At 71.3% G+C, this 24,133-nt stretch carries 22 protein-coding genes and 1 pseudogene; 11 read left to right on the plus strand and 12 right to left on the minus strand.

Translation table 11 applies throughout. The features are described 5' to 3' along the window. The first annotated feature begins 4 nt into the window (after positions 1–4). From drmB to OO62_RS07145, 3 genes are all read left to right on the plus strand, one after another. Positions 5–1,897, plus strand: coding sequence for a DUF1998 domain-containing protein (gene drmB, locus OO62_RS39515; RefSeq protein ID WP_033266373.1), 1,893 nt, complete (start codon positions 5–7; stop codon positions 1,895–1,897). After that, the gene (locus tag OO62_RS07140) at positions 1,894–2,994 is read left to right on the plus strand and encodes an AAA family ATPase (protein WP_033266374.1); all 1,101 of its coding nucleotides are present in this window, start codon (positions 1,894–1,896) and stop codon (positions 2,992–2,994) included. The genes drmB and OO62_RS07140 overlap by 4 nt, the downstream gene beginning before the upstream one ends. A gap of 1,180 nt (positions 2,995–4,174) precedes the next feature. Then, positions 4,175–5,524: a glycosyltransferase family 39 protein gene (locus OO62_RS07145; protein ID WP_078617064.1), complete on the plus strand. Its 1,350-nt coding sequence runs from the start codon at positions 4,175–4,177 to the stop codon at positions 5,522–5,524. 291 nt (positions 5,525–5,815) lie between these two features. Here the strand turns inward: OO62_RS07145 and OO62_RS07150 are convergent, their stop codons facing one another. After that, a complete protein-coding gene (locus OO62_RS07150) occupies positions 5,816–6,028 on the minus strand; it encodes a hypothetical protein (protein WP_033266375.1) in 213 nt (70 codons plus the stop codon). Positions 6,029–6,274: 246 nt separating this feature from the next. Here OO62_RS07150 and OO62_RS07155 point away from each other — a divergent pair, with 246 nt between their 5' ends. After that, positions 6,275–7,378 carry an aminopeptidase P family protein gene (locus tag OO62_RS07155; RefSeq protein WP_077193208.1) on the plus strand — a complete coding sequence of 368 codons (1,104 nt, stop codon included), beginning with the start codon at positions 6,275–6,277 and terminating at the stop codon, positions 7,376–7,378. Positions 7,379–7,442: 64 nt separating this feature from the next. Here OO62_RS07155 and OO62_RS07160 read toward each other — a convergent pair whose 3' ends face one another. Next, positions 7,443–8,477, minus strand: a complete 1,035-nt coding sequence (locus OO62_RS07160; protein WP_033266377.1) for a zinc-binding dehydrogenase — start codon at positions 8,475–8,477, stop codon at positions 7,443–7,445. A 337-nt stretch (positions 8,478–8,814) separates the two neighbouring features. Here OO62_RS07160 and OO62_RS07165 point away from each other — a divergent pair, with 337 nt between their 5' ends. Continuing rightward, the gene (locus OO62_RS07165) at positions 8,815–9,459 is read left to right on the plus strand and encodes a pentapeptide repeat-containing protein (protein ID WP_033266378.1); all 645 of its coding nucleotides are present in this window, start codon (positions 8,815–8,817) and stop codon (positions 9,457–9,459) included. A gap of 95 nt (positions 9,460–9,554) precedes the next feature. Here the strand turns inward: OO62_RS07165 and OO62_RS07170 are convergent, their stop codons facing one another. After that, positions 9,555–10,052, minus strand: a complete 498-nt coding sequence (locus OO62_RS07170; RefSeq protein ID WP_033266379.1) for a hypothetical protein — start codon at positions 10,050–10,052, stop codon at positions 9,555–9,557. A gap of 403 nt (positions 10,053–10,455) precedes the next feature. Between OO62_RS07170 and OO62_RS07175 the strand changes: the two genes are divergently transcribed. Next, on the plus strand, positions 10,456–11,178 hold the full coding sequence (locus OO62_RS07175) for a VC0807 family protein (RefSeq protein WP_051732826.1): 723 nt from the start codon (positions 10,456–10,458) through the stop codon (positions 11,176–11,178). A gap of 156 nt (positions 11,179–11,334) precedes the next feature. On the opposite strand, the gene OO62_RS07180 is transcribed toward OO62_RS07175, so the two are convergent. Together OO62_RS07180 and OO62_RS07185 are read right to left on the minus strand one after the other, a co-directional pair. Continuing rightward, the gene (locus OO62_RS07180) at positions 11,335–12,135 is read right to left on the minus strand and encodes a response regulator (protein ID WP_051732829.1); all 801 of its coding nucleotides are present in this window, start codon (positions 12,133–12,135) and stop codon (positions 11,335–11,337) included. Next, on the minus strand, positions 12,132–13,466 hold the full coding sequence (locus OO62_RS07185; RefSeq protein WP_051732831.1) for a sensor histidine kinase: 1,335 nt from the start codon (positions 13,464–13,466) through the stop codon (positions 12,132–12,134). The genes OO62_RS07180 and OO62_RS07185 overlap by 4 nt, the downstream gene beginning before the upstream one ends. A gap of 232 nt (positions 13,467–13,698) precedes the next feature. Between OO62_RS07185 and OO62_RS07190 the strand changes: the two genes are divergently transcribed. Continuing rightward, entirely contained in the window at positions 13,699–14,319 is a 621-nt protein-coding gene (locus tag OO62_RS07190; protein ID WP_078617052.1) for a GlcG/HbpS family heme-binding protein, read from the plus strand. 81 nt (positions 14,320–14,400) lie between these two features. Here OO62_RS07190 and OO62_RS36370 read toward each other — a convergent pair. Continuing rightward, a pseudogene (locus tag OO62_RS36370) lies at positions 14,401–14,655 on the minus strand (M24 family metallopeptidase); the annotation flags it as partial. A gap of 11 nt (positions 14,656–14,666) precedes the next feature. On the opposite strand from OO62_RS36370, the gene OO62_RS07200 reads away from it, so the two are divergent. Next, on the plus strand, positions 14,667–14,882 hold the full coding sequence (locus OO62_RS07200) for a helix-turn-helix domain-containing protein (RefSeq protein WP_051732851.1): 216 nt from the start codon (positions 14,667–14,669) through the stop codon (positions 14,880–14,882). A gap of 120 nt (positions 14,883–15,002) precedes the next feature. Here OO62_RS07200 and OO62_RS07205 read toward each other — a convergent pair whose 3' ends face one another. Next, positions 15,003–15,578: a TerD family protein gene (locus OO62_RS07205; RefSeq protein WP_033266381.1), complete on the minus strand. Its 576-nt coding sequence runs from the start codon at positions 15,576–15,578 to the stop codon at positions 15,003–15,005. A 248-nt stretch (positions 15,579–15,826) separates the two neighbouring features. Between OO62_RS07205 and arfB the strand changes: the two genes are divergently transcribed. Further along, entirely contained in the window at positions 15,827–16,255 is a 429-nt protein-coding gene (arfB, locus tag OO62_RS07210; protein WP_033266382.1) for an alternative ribosome rescue aminoacyl-tRNA hydrolase ArfB, read from the plus strand. Positions 16,256–16,293: 38 nt separating this feature from the next. Here the strand turns inward: arfB and OO62_RS07215 are convergent, their stop codons facing one another. Beyond that, on the minus strand, positions 16,294–16,794 hold the full coding sequence (locus tag OO62_RS07215; RefSeq protein ID WP_323135811.1) for a flavin reductase family protein: 501 nt from the start codon (positions 16,792–16,794) through the stop codon (positions 16,294–16,296). A gap of 437 nt (positions 16,795–17,231) precedes the next feature. Between OO62_RS07215 and cdgB the strand changes: the two genes are divergently transcribed. Further along, positions 17,232–18,899, plus strand: a complete 1,668-nt coding sequence (gene cdgB, locus OO62_RS07220) for a diguanylate cyclase CdgB (protein WP_033266383.1) — start codon at positions 17,232–17,234, stop codon at positions 18,897–18,899. A 271-nt stretch (positions 18,900–19,170) separates the two neighbouring features. Further along, positions 19,171–20,070 carry a carbohydrate-binding protein gene (locus tag OO62_RS07225; protein ID WP_033266384.1) on the plus strand — a complete coding sequence of 300 codons (900 nt, stop codon included), beginning with the start codon at positions 19,171–19,173 and terminating at the stop codon, positions 20,068–20,070. A gap of 216 nt (positions 20,071–20,286) precedes the next feature. Here OO62_RS07225 and OO62_RS07230 read toward each other — a convergent pair whose 3' ends face one another. The 4 genes from OO62_RS07230 to OO62_RS07245 form a co-directional block, all read right to left on the minus strand. Further along, on the minus strand, positions 20,287–20,655 hold the full coding sequence (locus OO62_RS07230; RefSeq protein ID WP_129322849.1) for a hypothetical protein: 369 nt from the start codon (positions 20,653–20,655) through the stop codon (positions 20,287–20,289). Between the two features lie 132 nt (positions 20,656–20,787). Next, positions 20,788–21,714 carry a 1-phosphofructokinase family hexose kinase gene (locus tag OO62_RS07235; RefSeq protein WP_033266386.1) on the minus strand — a complete coding sequence of 309 codons (927 nt, stop codon included), beginning with the start codon at positions 21,712–21,714 and terminating at the stop codon, positions 20,788–20,790. Positions 21,715–21,909: 195 nt separating this feature from the next. Then, positions 21,910–23,124: an N-acetylglucosamine-6-phosphate deacetylase gene (nagA, locus tag OO62_RS07240; protein WP_033266387.1), complete on the minus strand. Its 1,215-nt coding sequence runs from the start codon at positions 23,122–23,124 to the stop codon at positions 21,910–21,912. After that, positions 23,124–24,080: an ROK family protein gene (locus OO62_RS07245; RefSeq protein ID WP_033266388.1), complete on the minus strand. Its 957-nt coding sequence runs from the start codon at positions 24,078–24,080 to the stop codon at positions 23,124–23,126. The genes nagA and OO62_RS07245 overlap by 1 nt, the downstream gene beginning before the upstream one ends. Between the last annotated feature and the right edge of the window lie 53 nt (positions 24,081–24,133).

Below are 24,133 nucleotides of genomic sequence, written 5' to 3' on the forward strand. Positions count from 1 at the left end.
AACAATGAAGGACGTTCGTCGCAAGGTTCGCAGGGCGCAGACCATCGTGCCATTCGGCGTCGGCGGAATCATTGATATTCGCGGCGAATCGTTCGTCGCCGCCGACATTCGCAGTTGGGCGGTCAACGGCGAACGGGTCGAATCCCCACGGCTGGCAGCGAAATTGGGAGTGCAGGGCTTCCGATCGGCCCCCGTCATCCCCTCCGGCAAGGCCGAGTACGCAACCCGTATCGGGCCCACGTACGTGCGGTTCCCCAAATGGTTGTTCTGCCCTCAGTGCAGGAAGATGGTGCTCTGGCGACAGAATCTCGAACAATGGGGGAAGCAAGCGGTATGCGGTAATTGCTCCGGGAAGCCGCAGCTGGCCCCGATGCGCTTCATTCAGGTGTGCCGGCAGGGCCACATGGCCGACATCGACTGGCGCCGGTGGGCCCACTCCAGGAGCGAAGGACACGATCAACGCCAGTGTCGGGTCTACCGACTTCGTTTTGTTGCAACTCCCCAATCTTCCGGCCTGGAAGCCCTGCGAGTCGTCTGCGTTGCCTGTCGCGCCGGACGGAACCTGGCAGGGATAAGCCAGAAGAACGTGCTCAAGCAGGTCGGCCTGGAATGTACGGGGAGCCACCCATGGCAATCTGTGAGTGACGAGTCGGACCCATGCGAGGAGACGCCACAAGCTGTGCAGCGCGGTGCTTCCAACGTGTACTTCCCGATCACACACTCGGCTCTCGACATCCCCGCGCCCGAAGGTGTTTCCGAGGAAGACGAAAAGGCCCGGGAGGTCTACGATCACCGTTTTTGGCCCGACTTCAAGAGCTCCGCGAACGGACCTGCCTCTGATGTCTTCAAGGGGTACATAGCACGTGACTGCGACGTTCCGGAGGAATTCGTCGAGACTCTGCGGCGCCGCAATGCGGAAGAGGCTGCATCGATGCCGTCGGCGGAGAACTCGGACGACGATCTCAGCATCGCCGAATGGGCAGCTTTCTCCGCACCGGAGGCAGTCGCCGGATCCCGAACCTTCTCTGTCCGCCGCACCCACCTCGGAGTACACCGGGACGACCCCGAATCCATGCAGGAACTGGATGCACGAATCTCCGGAATCGTCGTGGCCGATCGCGTACGCGAAGTCCGTGCGCTCGAAGGGTTCTCGCGCTACGAGCCCAACGCCGGTGACGGCGAGGAAGGCACAGGCGGCCGTGTGGTGTCGGTCAACACTCAGTCCCGGGCCAAGTGGCTGCCCGCCATCGACACCTACGGGGAAGGAATCTTCATCTCCGTGGACGAGCAGCGACTGAGCACATGGGAGGCACTTCCGTCGGTGCGCGACTGGACCCGACGGATCGAGCGCAATCTGGACCATTCCTTCAAGGCCGACCGCCTCAGAGACAAGTCCGGCCCGAAGCTCCTCCCACGATTCGTGATGCTGCACACCCTGGCCCATCACTTCATCCGTCAACTCTCCTACGACAGCGGCTACAACGCGGCATCGCTGCGTGAACGTGTCTATGCCCGAAGCCATGCCCCGGGCAGTGAACTCCCGCCACAGGCAGGAGTTTTCATCTACACAGCCGCGGGGGATGCGGAGGGAACGCTGGGAGGGCTGGTCCGTCAGGGCGGACCACCGAATCTCGTCGAGACTCTGGTCCGTTTGCTCGAATCGGCGCAATGGTGCTCCCAGGACCCGCTCTGCGCAGATTCGACCGGCAGGTCCTTGGCCAACCTCAACCGGGCTGCTTGCCATGCGTGCACACTCCTTCCCGAGACGTGCTGCGAGATCGAAAACTCCCTTTTGGACAGAACCTTGTTGATCGGTGACGGTGAGATCCCGGGATTCTTCCGGGACGTCGTCCACGCTGCACTGGAGGAGTCGGTAGAGGCCGTTGATCTGCCGTGAAGTTTCCTTCCCTCCTCGCCCTCGAAGCCGAGCAGCAGGCGGTTGTCGATCTCCCGTTCGACGGAAGCCGGGTGGTCACCGGAGCACCTGGTGCGGGAAAGAGCGTGATGGCCGTCTATCGCGCCTGGGCGCTGGCAACCGCAGGTCGTGAAGTCACCCTCTTCGCGCGCTCCAACCTGTTGCGGCAGTACCTCGCCCAGGCAGCACCCGACCTCACGGAGTCACTCACCGTCACCACCTTCCATCGATGGGTCGGAGCGTTTTGGAGGGCGCGATTTCAAACCGCACCCCCGATGACCGACGAGGGGGGTTGGAACTACGACTGGTTCGAGATGCAGCGGGACTGCATCCTGCATCAGGTCAAGTCCACGGCACATCTGGTGATCGATGAGGGGCAGGACCTTCCCGTTGCCTTCTACGATTTGTGCCGCATACTCGAAATCGGCGTCACTGTTTTCGCCGACGAAGAACAGCGAATCGGTGACGATCAGAGCACCTTGTCTGAGATGTGTCGAGCGCTTGCCGTAAGTTCCGATCCGCTCGTACTGCGCGAGAATCATCGGAACAGCCGCGAGATTGCCCGGCTGGCATCCGAGTTCCACACGAACGGCTATGGCGAGAATCATATGCCTGCGCCATCCGGGCGGATGCCCTGTGTCCTGAGAGTTCCCTCCCTGGGGCACCTCCTCACCGGAATTCATCAATACTTCATCGCGCGGCCGGAGCGGAGCATCGGGATCATCTGCAGATCGACCCTTCTGCTCCGGGATATTCAGAGCAGGCTTACGCAGCGCGGTCTCGCCAAGTACACCCAGGCATATGTGTACGATGACGAGGATCGAAAGAGAATGGAATTCTCCGAAAATTCCATCCGGATCGTGAGCACAGCCAGTATGAAGGGCCTTGAGTTCGACAGCGTCTTCGTCCCGGACCTGGACGCCTACACGGAGGATCCATCGGGCGTCGACGCACGTCTGCGCTTCTTCGTGCTGTGCACCCGCGCTCGCGAAGATCTCCACTTGGTGTATCGCGGCCCCACAGAGCCGGCCATCTTGTCGAGCATCCCGGAATCCTTGTTGGCCCGACGGGCCGGTTGACCTTACCGCGCAGTCATTCCACCCCAGGCCGGGAGCAGAACCGCGCTCCGCGCCGCCGCCGATGTCCATAACCTCCTGGGGCCCGGACCAGGGGCATCCGATGACGCGTGGAGGAGGCCACTGAGGGGTCGGTAGACCCCTGGGGCTCGGATAGTGGCATGAGCTGCGGCGTCGATTACGCGAAGGACGAGGTTTGTGATCACGGAGGCGGAGTCGATCACCAGCTTCGCTGAAGGCTCTTAGTGCGTGAGCCATGCGTGAGTGGACAGTGGAACATGAGGTGCCCAAAGTCGGACCGGGCGTCAAGCCGAATGGTGCTGACCTGCAAGGACAGCACCACCCAGTATGAAGCAGCAGCGCCGGTCAGAGAGCCGACTCCTCTTGTAAAGCGAAGGTCGTCGGTTCGAATCCGACAGGGGGCTCTCAGCACGAACAGGGACGAAGCCCCGGGCCGATCATGGCCTGGGGCTTCTGATGTTTGTGGTGGCGTCCGTCGCCCCGGTGCCGGCGCCGGGGCCGATGCTGGTGCCGGCGCTGTCGGGCGAGTGCGGTGATGTGCGCGTGCTCTGTGGTGAGCGCAGTGCCTCCGGGCGCCGGCGTGGAGTACATGCAGCGCGCGTCTCTTGCTGTGGGTCGGCTATCGCCTGGCGCGGTGCCGGTGGCCCGTTCTCAACCTGTGGACGTGCAACGGGGTCCCTGACGACGAAGGCGTTTGCAGCAGGTGGGAAGTCCGCGGCTGAGGCCCCTCCGGGTGGTCTGACGTCGGGCCGCACGGTTTCAGGGGCTGAGGCGGCAGGTGGGAGGCGGTACTCAGTTGCCTCCCACTCTGTCTGCGCTGTGCGCAATGGGGGAGAGGGCCAGTGGGGCAAGGCAAGGGAGAACGGGCCGGCAGTCACGGTGAGGGCCGGTTGGGGGGCGTTGCCGGAGTTCGGTGTGGTGTGCGTGCAGGCGGCCGGTGGGCGAGGGGGCGGCTGGTGTTGCTGCCGTGGTGAATGACATCTCTCTGCCTCGGGTCCGGCAGTATGCGGAGGGCGTCGAGGTTGTCGGTCGGGCGGGTATGCCGCGGCAGGCACGGTCGGTGCCTCGGGGTGCGGCGTCGTACGGGCGCATATTTCTCTGCGCCGGGCCGGGCCTTCTGGCCCTCGTCCTCGGGTTGTGGGGCCTCACGCGTGAGCACAGCATGTGGCGGGACGAGGCTGCGACCTGGCAGGCCGCGCATCGTTCGCTGGCCGGGACAGTGCACATGGTCGGCCAGGTCGACGTCGTCCACGGCGTGTACTACGCGGTGATGCACGAGGTGTTCGCCCTCTTCGGCGACAGTCTGGTCGCCCTGCGGCTGCCCTCGGTGCTCGCCACCGCCGGTGCCTGCGCACTGACGGCACTCATCGGCGCCCGGCTCTCAGGGCGCTGGGTCGGCATGGCGGCAGGGCTGGCCCTCGCGGTCGTTCCCGCGGTCCAGGAGTACGCGCAGGAGGGCAGGTCCTATGCGCTCGTGCTGGCCTTCGTGGCGCTGGCGACCTGGCTTCTGATGGGTGCGCTCGGGCGGCCGAGCGCCTTGCGGTGGGCGGGGTATGCGGGCGTCGTACTGGTCGCCGCGCTGCTCAATTGGTTCTCGCTGCTCGCGCTCGTCGCGCATGCCGTCACGGTTGCGTACGTTCGCCCGGGCCGCGCCCGATGCATCGGGTGGGCGCTCGCTGCCACCGGGGCGGTGACCGGGGCGCTGCCGCTGATACTGGCCAGCGGGGCACAGGCCGACCAGGTCTCCTGGATCAAGCCGCTCGGTTGGTCGACCGTGCTCGGTGTCGTGATCACGGTGGCGGTCGCCGTGCTCTGCGCGCGCATGGCGCGTGCGCGCCTGCCGGAGCGCCTGCGGGGCAGTGCGCTGCCTGCTCGTGTGAGCCTTGCCGCCGTCGCGCTCCCGCTGTGTGCGGTGCCGCAGATCGGTCTGGCCGTGGTCTCCCTGGTCAAACCGCTCTACATCACCCGCTACGTGTTGTTCGCGTACGTAGGATTCGCGCTTCTCGTCGGCGTACTCCTGGCCACGATCATCGGGCGCGTCAGGGCCCACCCCCGTGTGCTGCTCCCGGCCACCGCCGTCCTGGCCGTCCTGGCGCTGCTCCCGATCGAACTCCGGCTGCGTACGGCAGAGAGCCGTGTTGATGACGTACTGACCGCGGCAGCCATCGTCGGGCGTGTGCGCCACGGCGCCGACGGGGTGCTCTACATCCCCGCCGCGCGCCGTGACACCGCCCTTGTCTCGCCGCAGGCGTTCGCGGGCCTGCGCGACCTCGCCCTGGCCCAGGGGCCGGTGGAGTCGGGGACGTTGAAGGGCGTGGAGGCCGGGCCGGGCGCCATAGAGCAAGCCGTGCCGGACGCCCGGGGGATAGTGCTCGTCACCGATGCCGGGCCGTTGCACGCCGACTCGGCGCGCGATCGCGCCAAGCTGCGTGCCCTCGACGAGCACTTCGTGCGCCGTTCGATGAGTGTCGCGCGGGGGCGGCAGGTGAGCGTCTATGAGCGGGTGAGGTGATTCCGGGCCTCCGGAAGGGACGAAGCCTCTCAGGATTGCTTGTCCCGGTGGGAGGGCCCGCGGGCTCAGAGGGTGGCGAGCGTGATTGCCACGCCGACGGGGGTGAGGGCTGCGGCCAGGCCGACCGTCAGGCAGACGTAGGCCAAGGGCTTGAACGCCCTGCGCCGCTGGGCACGGCAAGCGGCGAAGCAGGTGAAGCTGACGAGGAGCCGGCCTGATGTGGCCGGACGCGGTTGCTGCGCGGGGTGAGCGCGGAGCCGCGTTCGGGGCTGGTGGTGCCCGAGGCAGGGGCTAGCTTTCCTCGACTCCCCGCCGCAGGAGTTCGGCCTCGACGGCCTGGAGCTTCGTGCGCCAGTCACGGGCGGCCTTGGGGTTGCGGCCCATGCCTCGCGATCCGGCGTGCTGAGCGCGACGGCTGGCGAAATCCCGGCGCTCACGGAGCTGCTCGACGGTGAGACCGGTGAGCTCGGCGCTCCAGTTGTCGTAAAGCTTCCAGCGACTCATGCGTTCAGAGTGCTGCACGTAGCGAACTGATCGCACGGCGTTTTCGGTGTCCGGCGGCCGCCTGTGGCAGGCGGGCGGGGTGGCATGTGCCCCGGCCATCGTCGTTGCTGTTGCTGTTGCTGTTGCCGTCGCCGTTGCCGGGGGGAGCGTGTGCGGTGGGCTGCTGGGTGAAGGCGGCTGTGCCTGGTGGATTTTGACGGGACGTCGGGCACGTGGCGGCGTAAGTTCGCCCGCATGACGACTTCGATGACGCGTGAGGACTACGAGCGGCGGATGGAGCGGGCGGGGCGGGCCGCCGCCGACGCCGGGCTGGCGGGGCTGGTGGTGACGCCCGGGCCGGATCTGCCGTGGCTGTGCGGGTACCGGCCGACGGCGGTCACCGAGCGGCTGACCGCCCTGGTGATCGAGCCGGGGCGGCGCGCGCGGCTGCTGGTGCCCGTATTGGAGCAGCCGGACGCGGAGCGCTCCCCGGGAGCCGGGGCGCTGGAGGTGACCGGGTGGAGCGACGGCTCGGATCCGTACGAGCAGCTCGCCAAGTGGATGAATCCGCAGGGGCGTTACGGGGTTTCCGACGCGACGTGGGCGCTGCATCTGCTGGGGCTGCAGCGGTCGCTGCCGGGGAGTGCGTACGCGGGGCTGACGGAGGTGCTGCCGATGCTGCGGGCCGTCAAGGACGCCCATGAGGTGGCGATGCTGGCCGCTGCCGGGGCCGCGGCGGACGCGACGTACGAGGAGATCCTGGGGGTGCGCTTCGGCGGACGCCGGGAGTCCGAGGTGGCGGCGGACCTCGCGCGGCTGCTGGTCGAGCACGGCCACAGCCAGGTGGACTTCACCATCGTCGGGTCGGGCCCCAACGGCGCCAATCCGCACCACGAGCCGGGCGAGCGGGTCATCGAGGACGGCGACATGGTCGTGCTGGACTTCGGCGGGCTGAAGGACGGCTACGGGTCGGACACGTCGCGGACCGTGCACGTCGGGGAGGCGGGCGCCGAGGAGCGCAAGGTGCACGACATCGTGCGGGAGGCGCAGCAGGCGGCGTTCGAGGCGGTACGGCCGGGCGTCGCGTGCCAGGACGTGGACCGGGTGGCCCGGCGGGTCATCAAGGCGGCGGGGTACGGCGAGTACTTCATCCACCGCACCGGGCACGGCATCGGCGTGACCACGCACGAGCCGCCGTACCTGGTGGAGGGCGAGCATCTGCCGCTGGTACCCGGGATGTGCTTCTCGATCGAGCCGGGGATCTATCTGCCGGGGCGGTTCGGGGTGCGCATCGAGGACATCGTGACGTGTACGGAGTCGGGCGGGCGGCGGTTGAACGCGACGGGGCGGGAGATGGCCGTGGTGCGGTAGGGGAAGCGGTGGCGTCGCGTGACGTGAGGTGCGGTAGGGGGCCGGGGTCGGGCGGCGGGCCGGGTCAGGCACCGGGGCTGCCTTCCCCGGGCACCAACACGACCTTTCCCATGGTGGCGCGGCCTTCCAGGGCCCGGTGGGCGGCCGGGGCTTCGGCCAGCGGGAACGGCTGGACCGCCGGTACCAGCCGGCCGGCCGCCGCTTCCGCGAGGGCCGCGGTCTCCAGGGTGCGCATCGGGTCGTCGCCGCCGGCCCTGGCGAGCATGGGCGGCCCGAGGACCTGCTGGGACGTGATGCCGCGCGCCGTCAGCTCGCCGTCCGCGAACTCCAGCGGGCCGCCGTCGAGTACGCCGCCGGAGGACCAGCCGAACACCAGATGGCGGCCCCCGTGGGCGAGGAGGTCGACGGCGGCGCGCCCGGGTGCGCCGCCCACGGAGTCGAAGACGAGGGTGGCGCCGGGTGCGCCGCGGCCGTCGAGGAACGCGCGTACCAGGGACGGCCAGCCGTCGTCGGTGTAGTCGACGGCGAGGTCGGCGCCCAGCTCGCGGACCCGGGCCACCTTGGCGGGCCCGCCGGCCAGGCCGATGACCGTCGCGCCGGTGTTCTTGGCGTGTTGGACGAGCAGGGAGCCGATGCCGCCGGCGGCCGCGGGAACGAGGGCGATGTCGTCGGCGGTGAGGTCGGCGAAGAGCAGGATGCCCATGGTGGTGCGGCCGGTGCCGATCATGGCCACGGCCTGGCCGGGGTCCAGGTTCGCGGGAATCGGGTGCAGGCGTGCGGCGGCGACGACGGCGAGTTCCGCGTAACCGCCGGGGGCCGCGCCGAGGTGGGCGACGACGCGGCGGCCGAGCCAGGCGGGGTCGGTGCCCTCGCCGAGTGCGTCGACCGTGCCGGCGACCTCCCGCCCCGGGACGGTCGGCAGCTCGGGCAGCGGCAGGGGGCCGCCCTGTTTGCCTTCCCGCAGGGCCGTGTCCAGGAGGTGGACACCGGCCGCGGCCACGGCGATACGGACCTCACCCGGGCCCGGTACGGGGTCCTCGACGGTCTCGTAGGTGAGGTTCTCCGCGGGGCCGAAGGCGTGCAGCCGAATCGCGTGCATGGCGGGGTCTCCTGAACAGGGGGAGTGGGGAAGTCGGGAATTCGGGAATTGGGGGGCTGGGGAGTTGGGGTTGGGTCGGTGGGGCGTGGGCGTCACTGTGCTACCTCAAGCGTGGTTGAGGTCAACTGTCGAAGTGGTCGCCGGAGTGTTTTCCCAGGTCAGGGTGGATTGTCAGTGGGGTGGTTCACGATGGGTGGTGCAGGCGCGGAACGGTGACGAGGCGGCGGCGACGCGGCGGCGATCCGGCGACGGGGCGGCGGCAACGCGGCGGCGGGACGCGTACGGGACGACGGTGAAGGGCGGTGATCGCGTGGCTGGGCGCGGTGAGGAAGCGGTGGTGCGGGCGGTGCGGCGGCCGGAGGTGCGGTTGCCGGAGCTGGCGGCGTACGACGGCGGGGAGCTGGAGCCCGAAGGGGACTACGACGGGCTGGAGTTCACGGACGCGGACTGGGGGCGGCAGTCGGCGCGCGGGGCGCGGTTCATGGACTGCGCGGTGCGGCGTTGCGGCCTCGACGAAACGGTGCTCAGCCGGGCCCGATTCATCGACAGTGTGCTGAGCGGTGTGCGCGGGATCGGGACGGATCTGTCCGGGGCTTCCCTGCGCGATGTGGAGGTGGTGGACGCCCGGCTCGGCGGGGCGCAGTTGCACGGCGCGGTGCTGGAGCGGGTGGTGGTGCGCGGCGGGAAGATCGACTTTCCGAATCTCCGGATGGCGAAGCTGCGGGACGTCGCCTTTGAAGGGTGTGTGCTGGTCGAGGCGGACTTCGCGGGGGCGACGCTGGAGCGGGTGACCTTCGACGACTGCACGCTGGCGCGGGCGGACTTCTCCGAGGCGCGGATGAAGGACGTGGACCTGCGCGGTGCGGCCGCGGTGGACATCGCGCGGGGGATCGACCGGCTGTCGGGTGCGGTGATCAGCGCGACCCAACTGATGGATCTGGCACCGGCGTTCGCGGCGCAGATAGGCGTACGGGTGGAGTGAGGGGCGGGGGCGCGGGGCCTCTGGGGGTGTCCGCGGTGTCCGGGGGCGTCCGGGGGTGTCCAGGGGCGCTTCGGGGAGGGGTGGGGCGGGGCGGGTCAGACGCGGGGGAAGCGTGCCTGGAGGTCCCAGATGACGGGGTTGTCGCCGAGACCTTCGTGCATGTCGGTCAGGTCGGCGATCAGGTCGTGCAGGAAGTCGCGGGCCTCGCGGCGCAGCGCGGAGTGGTTGAAGGTGAGCGGGGCCTCGTCGGCCGGCATCCAGTCGGCGTCGATGTCCACCCACCCGAAGCGGCGCTCGAACAGCATCCGGTCGGCGGATTCGGTGAAGTCCAGCTCGGCGTGGATCGGGCGGGAGGAGCGGCTGCCGCGGGGGTCGGTGTCGAGCTGCTCGACGATGTCGCACAGCGCCCATGCGAAGTCGAGGACCGGCACCCAGCCCCATGAGGTGGACAGCTCGTGGTCCGTCTTCGTGTCGGCGATGTAGACGTCGCCGCAGAAGAGGTCGTGGCGCAGGGTGCGCACCTCCGCGGTCCGGTAGTCCGTCTGCGGCGGATCCGGGAAGCGGCGGGAGAGGGAGTAGCCGAGGTCGATCACGCCTCAAGGGTGTCACGCCGGTCCGGCCGATCTTCGCCCGCACCGGGCCTGCGGTGCGGGCTGCGCCGACGCTGTCGTACGGGGGCACCGGCCCGGCCGGGCGGCGGGGGCCGACGCGGCCGTACGCCGTCTTCCCCTCCGACTGCGGCGAGCTGCCGACGAGGGCGTCCACCCACGAACTCGATGACCAGGCTCCACGTGGTGCGGGACGAAAGGGGGCATGAGCTTTTATCGGCGCCGCGTTCACGCGCATAACGTGGTCGGAATTAGGCATTCCGGTCGGATTTGGTGATCATCTGTGCGTGGGTCATTGGTTCCTCACCACGGGCCCGCATTACTTCGCGCTGCCGCGCTTGCCAGGCACCTTTCAGGGGGAACAGTGCCCGCTCAGAACACCACGCACATGCAAGGCGCCCGGAGCGCATCGGACGCCGGGGCCGCTCGGCCGGAGGAGCGCCCCGAGCCGCCGTCCCGGTCCGGGGGTGCTGCCGCGCTCGGCTGGATCCTCACCATCGCCCTCAACGTTGTTGCTCCGATCATCACGTACAACACACTCCGCGACCACGGCTGGAGCGAGGTCGCGGCGCTCCTGGCGGGCGGCGCCTGGCCGGTGCTCGACAGCGTCGTCCACCTCGTGTGGCGCCGACGTCTCGACGAGTTCGCCCTCGTCACCCTGGTGTTCCTGGTGATCACGGCCGTGGTGTCGCTGGTGGGCGCGCACTCGGAACGAGCTCTGCTGATCAAGGACTCCGCCGTCACCGGACTGTTCGGGCTGCTGTGCCTGGCGACGCTGCTGGCTCCGCGCCCGCTGATGTTCTACTTCGGCCGCAAGTTCGCGACCGACGGCACCGCCGCGAGCACCGCCTGGTGGAACGGCCTGTGGCAGTTCGAAGGATTCCGCAAGACCGTCACCACGATGACGACGGTCTGGGGCGTGGCCTACTGCCTGGAGGCCGCGGTCCGGGTCGGGCTCTCGTACACACTGAGCACGGACATCATGGTGATCGTCAGCCCGTTCCTGATCTACGGCGTCCTCGGCGCCCTCGTCGTGTGGACCACCATGTTCGGCAAGCGTGCACGGCGCAAAGGCGAGGAGCGCGCCGCCGCGGCCGCCGTCCAGGGTTGACCGGACCGCGCCCGGTCACCACGGCCGGTCACCACGGCCGGCGCTGAAAGAGCGCAAGGGCGCGGCCGGCCGGACGGTACGCAGTGAAGGAGCGGCGGACCCTGCATGCTGTCGGCACCGTCGGCACCGTCGGCACCGTCGGCACCGTCGGGGCCGTCAGGGCAGCAGGCGCTGCTCCTTGGCGACGGAGACGGCGCCGGCGCGGGTGTCCACGCCGAGCTTGTCGTAGATGCGGCCCAGGTGGGTCTTCACCGTGGCCTCGCTGATGAACAGTGCGCGGGCGATCTCGCGATTGCTCAGCCCGCGGGCGAGTTGGCCGAGGATGTCGAGTTCCCGGTCGGTGAGGCCGGGCCGTGGGCTGCGCATCTGGGCCAGCACGCGGTGGGCGACGGGCGCGGAGAGCGTGCTGCGGCCGGCGGCCGCGGCCCGGATGGCGGAGAACAGTTCCTCCGGCCGTTCGGCCTTGAGGAGGTAGCCGGTGGCGCCGGCCTCGATGGCGCGGTTGATGTCGGCGTCGGTGTCGTAGGTGGTCAGGACGAGTACATGCGGAGCACCCCGGCCCGCCGCACCCCGGCCAGCCGCCTCACGCTCGACGTCGCGTCCGCCGGCACGCCCGGCCTCACGCTCGACGTCACGCCCGTCGTCACACTCAACCTCGCGCCCGGCCTCACGCTCGGCCTCGCGCTCGGGCAGGCCGGCGATGCGGCGGGTGGCCTCGATGCCGTCGATGCCGGAGCCGAGCTGGAGGTCCATCAGCACCACGTCGGGACGGAGGGCGGCGGCCAGCGCCACGGCCTCCTCCCCGTCGCCGGCCTCGCCGATGACCTCGATGCCGGGGGCGCTGCTCAGCAGGGCGAGCAACCCGGCGCGGACGACGGCGTGGTCGTCGCAGAGCAGTACGCGTACGGGGCGTACGGGGGTGTGCGCGGGGTCGCGGTCGCCGGCGGGTGGGGTCATGGGGTCTGCTCCAGAGGGACAGCGGCGGACAGGACGGTGCCCTCGCCCGGCGTGGATTCAATGGTGAGGGTGCCGCCGAGCTGCCGCATCCGGGCGTGCATGGCGGGCAGACCGTGCCCGCGCACCCGCCCCGGCCCGGCGGACGGGGCAGCGTCGGCGGGCCCACCGGCCGGGGCGTACGGGGCCGGCGGCGGGGTGAAGCCGCGGCCGTCGTCGGCGATGTCGAGGGCGACCTGGTCACCGAGGTAGCTGAGGGTCAGGGTGACGGTGGTCGCGGCGGCGTGTTCACGGACGTTCGCCAGGGCGCCCTGGGCGATCCGCAGCAGCGCTGACTGCACCCGGTCGGGCAGCGGAACGGGCGTGCCGTCCTGGTGGAAGCGGACGGCGGGGTCGCCGGCTGCCGCCGACCGGGCCGACCGCGCGGCGAGGGCGCGCAGGGCCGCGGGCAGCGTGCTGCCGTCGGCCAGGTCGGCGGGGCCGAGGTCGTGGACGAACCGGCGGGCCTCGGCGAGGTTGCGGGCGGTGATCTCGGTGGCCGTACGGATGTGCCCGCGGGCGGTGGCCGGGTCGGTGCCCCAGGTGCGCTCCGCGGCCTGGAGCAGCATCTGCTGGCTGGACAGGCCCTGCGCGAGGGTGTCGTGGATCTCCATCGAGAGCCGCTGCCGCTCGGCCAGGGTGCCCTCGCGCCGTTCCGTGGCGGCCAGCTCGCGCCGGGTGCGCCGGAGGTCGTCGATCAGTGCCCGCTGGCGGCCGGCCTGCCGCTCCATGTGGACGAACACGGCGGTGGCGAGGGCCGCGACGGCCGGCGGGGCCAGCAGCAGGTTCGGGTCGAAGCCGCTGGCCAGCCGCAGCTGGGCGACCACGACGAACGCGGTGAGCAGGCCCACGAGCAGCGTCGCCGCCCCGGCCGGCAGCGTCCGCAGCCCCGTGTAGAACAGCGGCACCGCACACCACGCGAAGCTCGGCGCGAGCAGCACCAGGACGACCCAGGTGGCGACCACCGCGCCCAGCCAGAGCATCCGCCGGGCGGTGGGCCGCCGCTCGTCGCCGGTAGGGGAGCCGACGGACGGCCCGAGGACGTGGAGCAGCGCGAGGACGAGCCCGAGCGCGATGATCCACGGGGTGCGGGGTTCGCCGGGGTGGTGGGTCAGGAAGCGCGCGAGCGAGGCGCCGAGCAGGAGGAAGAACGCGACGTGAATGACCGGCCCCAGCCAGCGGGCATCCGGGTCGGGGTCCCGCGCAGGGCCCGCCGCCGGCCACCCCCCTGACGCCGCGGGCCGCGGCGGCGCCGACGGCCCCGACGGCCCCGGCGCTTCCGGTGTGGTGTGCACGTCGATCTCCTCGTCGGGCTCTCCCGCGAAACGGGGCGGGGCGCCGGCACGCGCGGCGCGACCTCTCACACGTCAGTCGTAACCCGGGCGGAGAGCGGCCCGCATCAACCGAACGGCCGACCCCGATGTCCCCCATCATGCACGGCGATCCCGGCCGGTACGCCGATCCGCGCGACCCCGCGCCGCTTCGACGATGGGAGTCCAGTCAGCCACCGCCACCAGGAGCGCCGCCATGAACCCGACCTCGAACCCGACCTCGAACCCGTCCTCCCACCGGTCCTCGGACCGGGCCGCCCGACCGGCCGCCTCCCGCCGCGGCCGGATCCTCGCCGGAACCGCGGCCGCCGTCGCCCTGCTCGGCGCGGGCACCTTCGGTGCCGTCTCCGCGGCCGCCGCCCCGGCAGCTCAGGCCGACGCGCCCGCCGCCACCTCCGTCGGCAAGGGCCTCACCCGTACCACCACCCACCTCACCCTCGCCGCCGCCACCCAGGCCGCGCAGGCCGCCCTGGACGCCGCGAAGAAGGCGGACCGGCAGGTCTCGGTCGCCGTCGTGGACCGCAACGGCAGCGTGCTCGTCCAGCTGCGCGGGGACGGCGCCGGCCCGCAGTCGTACGAGTCGGCCGTACGGAAGGCGTACACCGCGGTGTCCTGGAACGCCCCCACGTCGGAGCTGGTCGGACGGCTGGGCCAGGCACCGACACTCAAGGACATCCCCGGCACGCTCTTCCTGGCGGGCGGCGCCCCGGTCCGGGCCGAGGGCGCGCCGGTCGCCGGCATCGGGGTCGCGGGTGCGCCGAGCGGTGCGCTCGACGAGCAGTTCGCCGAGGCCGGGGCGCGGGCGCTCGGCAAGTAGCCCTGCCTGCCGCCCGGCCGCCCGTCGCGGGCGCGGCAGTCGCGGCGGGGTGCGGCCCGTTACGGCCGCGTCACTCGCTCAGCCGTCCACCAGGGCGCCGCAGTCGATGCTCACCAGGTCGCTGTCGCGCAGCCGGGACGCGTCCGGGATGCCGTGCACGATCGCGTCGTTGACGGAGGCGCAGATCACGGCGGGGAACGGGGTGGGGGCGAAGGACGGCCGGTAGCCGAGGAACGGTGAGACGGCGCCGGCCTCGCGCAGGACCGTGCGGGCCACCTCGTCGAGTTCCAGCAGCCGCATCCCCGGCGCGGCCGCGGCGCGGACGGCGGCCAGCACGGCTCGGCGCGCTGCTGCGTACGGCGCGCGGCGAACGGAGCATGGTCGACGTCGCGGCGGCGGCGGGACTGTCCGCCGAGACCCTGCGGAAGATCGAGACCGGGCGGGCGCCGACACCGGCGTTCTTCACGGTCGCCGCGCTGGCCGGCGCGCTCGGCCTGTCGCTGGACGAGGTGGCGACGCCGGCCACCCCGCCCGGAGCGGCGACGGAGAGCGCCGTCGCCTGACGGCCGGCGGCGCCCGGAAAACACCGAGGGCCGGCCCCTTACGGGACCGGCCCCACAAACGGGTCGGCGTCTCGGGCGGTGTCGCCCGCACGGACCCGGGCGCACCTGCCGTTGCCGGACTCAGACGTTGACGCCGAAGTCCTTCGCGATGCCGACCAGGCCCGACGCGTAACCCTGGCCCACCGCGCGGAACTTCCACTCCGCGCCGTTGCGGTACAGCTCGCCGAAGACCATGGCGGTCTCGGTGGCCGCGTCCTCGCTGAGGTCGTAGCGGGCGATCTCCGCGCCGCCGGCCTGGTTGACGATGCGGATGAAGGCGTTGCGCACCTGGCCGAAGTTCTGGCTGCGGCTCTCGGCGTCGTAGATGGAGACCGGGAAGACGATCTTGTCGATGTCGGCGGGCAGCGCCGCCAGGTTGACGTTGATCTGCTCGTCGTCGCCCTCGCCCTGACCGGTGACGTTGTCACCCGTGTGCACGATCGACTGGTCCGGCGTGGCCTTGTTGTTGAAGAAGATGAAGTGCTGGTCCGAGTAGACCTTGCCGCTCGGGTTGACCGCGATCGCGCTCGCGTCGAGGTCGAAGTCCGTGCCGGTGGTGGTGCGGACGTCCCAGCCGAGGCCGACCGTGACGGCGGTCAGGCCCGGTGCCTCCTTGGTGAGCGAGACGTTGCCGCCCTTGGACAGGCTTACAGCCATGGGGATGTCCCTTTCCTAGTCAACGCGTCGAGTCGTCGGGCTCCGTACGGCATGCGAAGCACTGCGCACGAAGCTACCGTCACCCACCACAACGCCGTCAGGGGACCGCGAGGTTCCAGGTCCCTTTACTTTCTTTGCCGAACCCTGATGCCGGGCGCCGGATCCGAGGAGGAATCCTGCGGCGGCGCCGCGCCCGGGGCCGTGAAAAGAGGGTGACGGGTGCCCAGGTCCGGGGGATCATAGGACGCATGTCCGGGCCCTATGTCATCCGCGGCTCGGTCGCCCTGCCGGAGGCCGAGCTCGTCTGGCGTTTCTCGCGTTCCTCGGGGCCGGGCGGCCAGCACGTCAACACCAGCGACAGTCAGGTCGAGCTGCGCTTCGACCTCGCCAGGACCGAGGCGCTGCCGCAGGTGTGGAAGGAGCGCGCCCTGGAGCGGCTCGCCGGCCGGCTGACCGACGGCGTGCTGTCCGTGCGGGCCTCCGACCACCGCTCCCAGTGGCGCAACCGCGAGACCGCCGCCGTACGGATGGCCGCGCTGCTGGCCGAGGCGAGCGCGCCGCCGCCCAAGCCGCGCCGAAAGTCACGCATCCCACGGGGCATCAACGAGCGCCGACTGCGCGAGAAGAAGCAGCGCGGCGACACCAAGCGCGGCCGCCAGGGCCGCGACTGGACCTGACGGCGGCCCGGCCCCTCGCGGCGCCCGCCGGATCCTGCTCACCCCAACTGCCGGTACTTCCCCCGGAAGTACATCAGCGGCCCGTCGTCCTCGTTGGGGACCGAGGTCGCGAGGACCCGCCCGATGACGAGCGTGTGGTCGCCGGCCTCCACCCGCTGCTCGGTGCGGCACTCCAGCGTCGCCAGCGCGCCCCCGACGAGCGGCGCCCCGGACGCTTCGCCCCGTACGTGCGGAGTGTCCTCGAAGAGCAGTCGGTCGCTGATGCGGCCCTTCATCGCGAATCGTCCGGCGATCTGACGCTGATGCCCCGACAGCACCGACACCGCCCACAGCGGCTGAAGCTCCAGCAGGTCGTCCATCCGCGAGTCGTTGCGAACGCTCACCATCACGAGCGGCGGATCGAGGGAGACGGACAGGAACGCCGTGGCGGTCATGCCGACGTCCTCGCCGCGCGGTCCGTCGTCCGGGTCGTGGGCGGTGATCAGCACCACGCCGGCGGCGAGGCGGGACAGGGCGGCACGGAACTCGTCGTCACTCACCCCCACAGCATGCGGGATCGGTACGCTCCCCGGCACGGAGGCGAGGGCGACGGTGGGTACGGCGGGAACGGCGGACCCGGCGGCCACCGCTTCGGCAGGGGTTTTCGTGAACACGCCACGAACGCTAACTTCCTCGCCGGACGGCTCGCATCGGGCCCTGGGACCACGCACGCCCTAGGTCTGGCGACCGAGGCCCCGGGAACGCCCGCGAACTCCGTGATTTGCGTTCAGAAAGTGTGGAAAGAGTGAAGGCTCCGCCCAATAATGGGGACGTCGGGGGACGCCAACGCTCGCTCACGGTTTGTGACTTGAGTCACAGCAGGCGCTAATTGTTGACCCTGTGTACCGAGTGAACAGCTCACTGTGATTCAGTGAGCGAGGAATCGGACGACAAAGAATCGTGGAGTTTGCTGTCGAGGTCTCAGGGAGAGCGAGCGATGGAGACCGAGTCGGAGCCATACGTCCGTCTTGCGACCCTGCGGCAGCTGCACCAAGTGGTCGCCGAGCTGAACACCGCACGCAGCCTTGCGGACACCTTGCAGACCGTCGCCGACGGGGCGCTCACCGGCCTGGGCTATGAACTGGCCGCGGTCAACCTCGTCCGGCCGGACGGCGACCTCGTCGTCGCCGCCGTCGCCGGCAGCGCGGGCGCCGAGGCCCTGATGGCCGGCCGGGTCGGCTCGCGGTCCTCCTGGGAACGCCGGCTGTCCATGGGGGAACGCTGGGGCAACCTGTGCTTCATCCCGTACACCGAGGGCTGGGTCCTCGACGACGACGACGTACCGCAGTGGCACACCGCCGGCCCCGCCCCCCGGTTCCCCGACGAGTGGCACCCCATGGACCGGCTCTTCGCCCCCATGTACACCGCCGTCAACGGCGGCGGCGAACTCCTCGGAGTGATCTCCGTCGACCGGCCCCGCAACGGCCGCCGGCCCGGCCCCTGGGGGCAGGAAGCCCTCCAGATGTACGCGTTCCAGTCCGCCATCGCCATCAGCAACGCCCGCCTCCGCGCCAACATGCAACGCGCACTGGTCCGCCTGGAACGCGAACAGCAGGCCCTGCGCGCCAGCGAGGAAAGCTTCCGCCAAGCCTTCGAGTACGCCCCCAGCGGCATGGCCGTGGCCGAAATGGGCGGCGACCAGCACGGCCGCCTCCTCCGCACCAACGACGCACTGTGCCGCCTGCTCGGCCGCACCGCGTCCGGACTGCGCCGCTACTCCTTCTCCGACCTCGTCCACCCCGAGGACATCGGCACCCTGCTGCGCACCTCCGCCGAGGGCGGCCGCGCCGAACTGCGCCTCGCCCGCCGCGACGGCACCTACGTGTGGGTCTCGCTGCGCAACTCCGTCGTCGCCGACACCGCCGACGGCCCCCGCTACCTCCTCACCCACGTCGAGGACATCGAGGAGCGCAAGCGGCACGAACTCCAGCTCGCGCACCGCGCCAGCCACGACTCGCTGACCGGCCTGCCCAACAGCGCCGAACTGCGCACCCGCCTCGGCGCCCGGCTGTGCTCCCGCCCCGCCGGATCGATGGCCGACGCCTACGCCTCGGCCGGCGGCCACCCCAGCGACCCGCACGGCTTCCGCACCAACAACAAGGAGCCCTTCGAGGGCGTCGACGGCTTCGAGGGCAACACCCGCGCCCCCTTCGACCACCACGTCCACCTCGTCGCCCCCGCCGAGGGCCCCGCCGACGACGGCTCCAAGGGCCTCGCGGTGCTCTTCTGCGACCTCGACGGCTTCAAATCGATCAACGACCGCTTCGGGCACAACACCGGCGACGCGGTACTCATCGAGGTCGCCCGCCGCCTGACCAGCGGCGTCCGCGACGGCGACACCGTCGCCCGGCTCGGCGGCGACGAATTCGTGGTGCTCGCCGACGGCCTCGGCACCGCCGACGCCCAGGACCTCGCCGTCCGCCTCCGCAACGCGATCATCCCGCCCATCCGCGTCGAGGGCCGGGCCGTCCGGGTCGGCGCCAGCTTCGGCATCGGCTGGGCCAGCTGCGGAATGACCGCCGAGGAAGTACTGGAGTCCGCCGACCAGCGGATGTACGTGGAAAAGCGCTCCCGCTCCAAGGCCAACCGGCGTGCCGCCGGCTAGCGAGCCCCGCACCGGACGGCGCGGGCGGGACGCGGTGCCGCGTATCTCACATCCGGGGCCCGCCGGCCGCCGCACCAGCAGTTCACCGTTCCGTAGCGATCTTGTGCTCCGCCGGGGCCGGTGTGCGCCAGGTGCGAGAGGGTAGGCTGCGCCGATGCGGCGCGCGCCGCCCGGGGGCCCGTAAGACAATTTTCGCGCAGACGCCGAGATGTCTGCGCACGCGTACCGATCGCGTACACGACGCGCACAGATCGCTTGGGAGTGACACGGAATGACGGCCGGCAACAACGGCGCGGACACGCCGGAGAACGACGACCCGTTCGGCTATCTCTACCGCTCGGAAGGCGGCCAGGGCGGCTCGGCGGGCGACGGCGCCGCGACCCGGCAGCCGGGAGTTCCGCGCACCTCCTACAACCAGGTCCGCGCGGTCGGCCAGCGCCAGTACGGCCAGCAGTCGCAGCAGGTGACCTACGGGCAGCAGAACGCCCACTACGCCGCCCCCGAGACCCTGCCCGGCGGCGACCGCACCCGCCCCACCCCCGCCCCGGGCCACGGCGGCGCCCCCGAGCCGCGCCGCCGCAACGGCCTGCTGATCGGCGCCGTCGCAGTGGTCGCCGTGGTCTGCATAGGCATCGGCGTGGCCATGCTCACCAACGGCAACGACAACAAGGACACCTCCGCCGGCAAGCCCGGCCCGACCGCCGGCGACACGGTGGCCCCCTCGGGCCAGCCCCCCGCCAAGCCCAAGCCCGGCCAGCTGCCCAAGCAGGACGCGGGCAGCCTGCGGCTCGACGGCGGGGCGTCCACGGCGAAGGACGTCCCCGGGGCCCGCTCGGCCGGCGGGACGTATGTCGCGGGCATGAACACCCCCGGCGCGTCGGCCACCTGGACCGTGGACGTGGACGCCCCCGGCCGGTACAAACTCTGGGTCGGCTACGGCGTGCCCGGCAAGGACGAAAACCTCACGCTGAACATCAACGGCAAGGCCGAATCCCGGCCGATCAACATGGAGAACTTCGCCCACGCCCCGGAGGGCGCCTGGGACAAGGGCTGGACCAAGACCTGGTCGTACATCCAGCTCAACAAGGGGACCAACTCTGTCAAGCTGTCCTGCGAGAGCGGGAACCAGTGCGACGTGAACCTCGACAAGATCTGGCTGACCAGGAACTAAGCCATCGGCGGCGGTGCCGCCGGGAAGGCCCGTGCCAGCACGGGCGCGTAGCCGATCGCCCGACGTCTTCGGTGCGACGCCCTTCGCCTCCGCTGCGGGGCTCCTGGACCCTGACGTTGTCGGCCGCGGCCGGAGAGGATTTCCTCTCCGGCCGCGGCCTTTTGGCTGAGGGCGGCGATCCCGGCGTGGACGGCCGGTGAGCCCTCCGCCCGGTCGTCAGATGCGGCCGCCCTCCACGCAGGCGGCGGCGACCCACCCGGACCTGTTGCCCCACACCACCTTGAGCCAGTCGTTGTCCGACGGCCCTCCGTGCCAGCAGGTGTAGGAGCCGCCGCTGTTGTTCCGCACACACGGGGTGTGCGTACAGGCGACCTTCGCGCCGGAATCGCCGATGGTCGCGAGCTTGGCCGAGGACGTGCTCGCGGCGGCCCGGATGGTGAACGAATGCCCCTCCACCGCCCACACACCGGCTCGGTCCGCTGCGGCGGCACCGGCCGTCGTCGCAACGGCGCCCATGGCGGACACGATCCCGAAGGTGACCATTCCCGTCGCCGCGATGCGTGCGAGCTTCCTCGTGGTCTGCACTGTCGCCTCCCAGAGATAATGATCAAGGTGATGATATTCAGCAGCCAGGAGAAGTGGCGAGGCGCATATCAGCCAGGGTGCTTGACGGGAAGTCGCATCAGCGATCGCGCGCCACCGGCGAAGAGGCCGACCTCACGCCGCCGACGGATGATCCGTCACCACCACGCGCGTCAGCAGCTCCTCATACGTCGCCACGTCGAACTCGCCCGCCGCCGGGGCCCGTACCGTCGCCGTGGACAGGGCCACCGCGCGGGACAGCCGCTCCGGCCACGGCAGGTCCTCCACCAGGCCCGACAGCAGACCGGCCACCGCCGAGTCCCCCGCCCCCGTCGGATTCCCCGCGATCCGCTGCGGCGGCGCGGCCTGCCACACACCGTCCGCGGTGACCGCCAGCATGCCGTCCGGCCCCAGCGACGCGGCGACGGCATGCGCGCCACGCCGACGGGCGTCCCGGGCCGCGCGCAGCGGCTCGGTACTCCCCGTGAGCGCGGCGAGCTCGTCCGCATTGGGCTTCGCGAGATCCGGACGGGCCGCCAGACCCCGGCGCAACGGCTCACCACTCGTGTCGAGCAGCACCGGCACACCCGCCGTGCGCGCAGCCCGGGTCAGCCGCGCGTAGACGTCCACCGGGACACCCGGCGGCAGACTGCCGCACAGCGCCACTGCCCGCGCCCCGCCCAGCAGTTCGCGATAGGTGCCCAGGAAGGCGTCCCACTCGGCGGGGGAGACCGTCGGCCCCGGCTCGTTGAGCTGAGTGGTGTCCCCGCCGGCCTCGTCGACGACCGCGACGGTGCGGCGGGAGGCACCGCCCACCGGCACCAGCGCGTCGGTGACACCGGTGTCCGCGAGCAGCGCGCGCAGCGCCTCCCCCGTACCGCCGCCCGCGAAGCCGGTGGCCACCGTACGGTGACCGAGCGACGCCAGCACACGGGCCACGTTCAGGCCCTTGCCGCCGGGCCGTTCGGACACCTCCGTGACCCGGTTCGTGCCGTGCGGACGGAGCCGGGGCAGGCGATAGGTGATGTCCAGGGCGGCGTTCAGCGTGACCGTGAGGATCATGGTCGCCCCTCCGGGCAGTCATGGCCGGGCGGCCGTGGGTCGGGCCACCGCACGCGGCGGCATGCGGACAAGTGCGCGAGCGATCATGCCATCGCGCAGGGCTGTTGGCCCAGACCCGGGGTAACCCGGCCGGTGACCCCCGGCCACCAGGAGGGACGGCAGCCGACGTAGCCGGCCCGGCCCCACCGCGGAGCGTCACACCCCCCGGGGACGCACCAGCCACTCGCCCCGACGCATGACACCGACCACGTCCCACGCCGCGTCCAGCACCACCAGGTCGGCGTCCTTGCCGACCTCCAGGGAACCCACCCGGTCATCGATGCCCAGCAGCCGGGCCGGGTTCGCCGAGAGCGCCTGCACCGCCTGATCAACCGTCAGGCCGTCGAGCGTCACCGCACGCTTGAACGCCCGGTCCAGCGTCAGCGTCGAGCCCGCGATGGAACCCGCCGTCGGCCCCTCACTGATCCGCGCCACACCGTCCCTGACCTCGACCCGCATCGGCCCGAGCGGATACATCCCGTCGCTCATACCGGCCGCGCCCATCGCGTCCGTGATGAACGCGACCCGCCCCGCACCCGCCTCACGCACCGCCAACTGCAGCACCGCCGGATGCAGATGCGTACCGTCATTGATCAACTCGACGGTGATCCGCTCGTCCTCCAGCAGGGCGGCGACCGGACCCGGCGCCCGGTGGCCGAGCGGCGGCATCGCGTTGAAGAGATGCGTGGCGACCGTGGCGCCCGCGTCGATGGCCTCCCGCGTCGCGTCGTACGACGAATCCGTGTGCCCGATGGCGGCGATCACCCCCGCCTCGGCCAGCAGCCGCACGGACGCAAGCCCCCCGGGCAACTCCGGCGCCACGGTCATCATCACCGCGGTACCGTGCGCGGCGTCCACCAGCTTGCGGACATCCGCCGGATCCGGATCGCGCAGCAGCCCCGGCTGGTGGGCCCCGCAGCGCTGCGGGGAGATGAACGGCCCCTCGAAATGGATACCGGCCAACTCACCCTGCTGCACCAGCTCGGCGAGCACGGCGGCCTGCCGGGCCAGCTCGGTGAGCTCACCGGTGACCGTGGAGGCGACCATCGACGTCGTGCCGCGCCTGCGGTGGGTCTCGACCACCGTCATGCACTCGCCCGGGTCCGCCGACGAGAAGGAACCGCCACCCCCGCCGTGCACATGCATGTCGACGAACCCGGGCACGATCAGATGCCCCGTGAGGTCCACCACACCCGCCGCGTCCCCGCCCCCGGCCGGATCCACGTCACGGCTGTGGACCCCGGCGATCCGGCCGCCCTCGACGGTGATCCGGCCGCTCCCGACGACGCCGGACGGCCGGGCGATCCGGGCGCCGGCCAGCACCGTGCGCCGGGAATCCGACGGCGGCTGCGCGGACTGTTGCTGTGCCATCAGGCGGATACCTCCGTGGAGAGAAGATCCCAGGCGAGGAGTCCCGCGCCCAGGCAGCCGGCAGCGTCCCCCAGGGCCGCCGGAACGATCGAGGGGAGCCGCTGGAACGTAACGCGCCGGCGGACCGCTTCCCGCAGAGGCGCGAAGAGCGTGTCACCCGCCTCGGCGAGCCCGCCGCCGATGATCATCGTGTGCGGGTCGAGCAGCGTGAGCCCGGTGAGCAGACCGTCGGCCAGCGCGTCCACCGCGCCCTGCCACACCGCGCAGGCCCGCGCGTCGCCGGACTCCACGGCCTTCGCCGCGTCCGCCGCGCTGGCCTGCGGATCGCCGCAGGCCGCCGCCCAGTCCCGGCCCACCGCCGCGGCCGAGGCCACCGTCTCCAGACAGCCGCGCTGACCACAGCCGCAGGCGTGCCCCCCGGGCCGTACGACGATGTGGCCGATCTCGCCCGCGCTGCCGTGCGCCCCGGCCTCGATCCGCCCGCCGATCCCGATGGCGCCCGCGATGCCGGTGCCCAGCGGCACGAACAGGAACCGGTCGGCGCCCCGGCCGGCCCCGATCCGCCCCTCGGCCAGACCACCGGTGCGTACGTCGTGCCCGAGGGCGACCGGCACCCCGCCGAGCCGCTCGGACAGCAGCGCCCGCATCGGTACGTCCCGCCAGCCGAGGTTCGCGGCGTAGACGGCGGTGCCGGTGCGCTCGTCGACGATGCCGGGCACAGCGACGCCGGCCGCCTCCGCGGTCGTGCCGAAGCGCGCCGTGCCGATGTCGCGGAGCTCCGCGGCGAAGCCGAGGATGGCCTCGACGACCGCGTCGGGGCCGCGCTCACGGCCGGTGGGGCGCCGCGCCTCGTACAGCAGGGCGGGCGGCGTCCCGTCGGACGGCGCGGCGTCCACCCCCACGAGGGCGGCTTTCATCCCGGTGCCGCCCACATCAAGGGCGATGACGTGTCTCACGGGAACAGTTTCGCGCGCTCCGCCCCGAAAGGTCTAGTCCACTCACCGGGTGG

This window comes from Streptomyces lydicus (assembly GCF_000717345.1).
Taxonomy (GTDB): Bacteria; Actinomycetota; Actinomycetes; order Streptomycetales; family Streptomycetaceae; genus Streptomyces; species Streptomyces lydicus.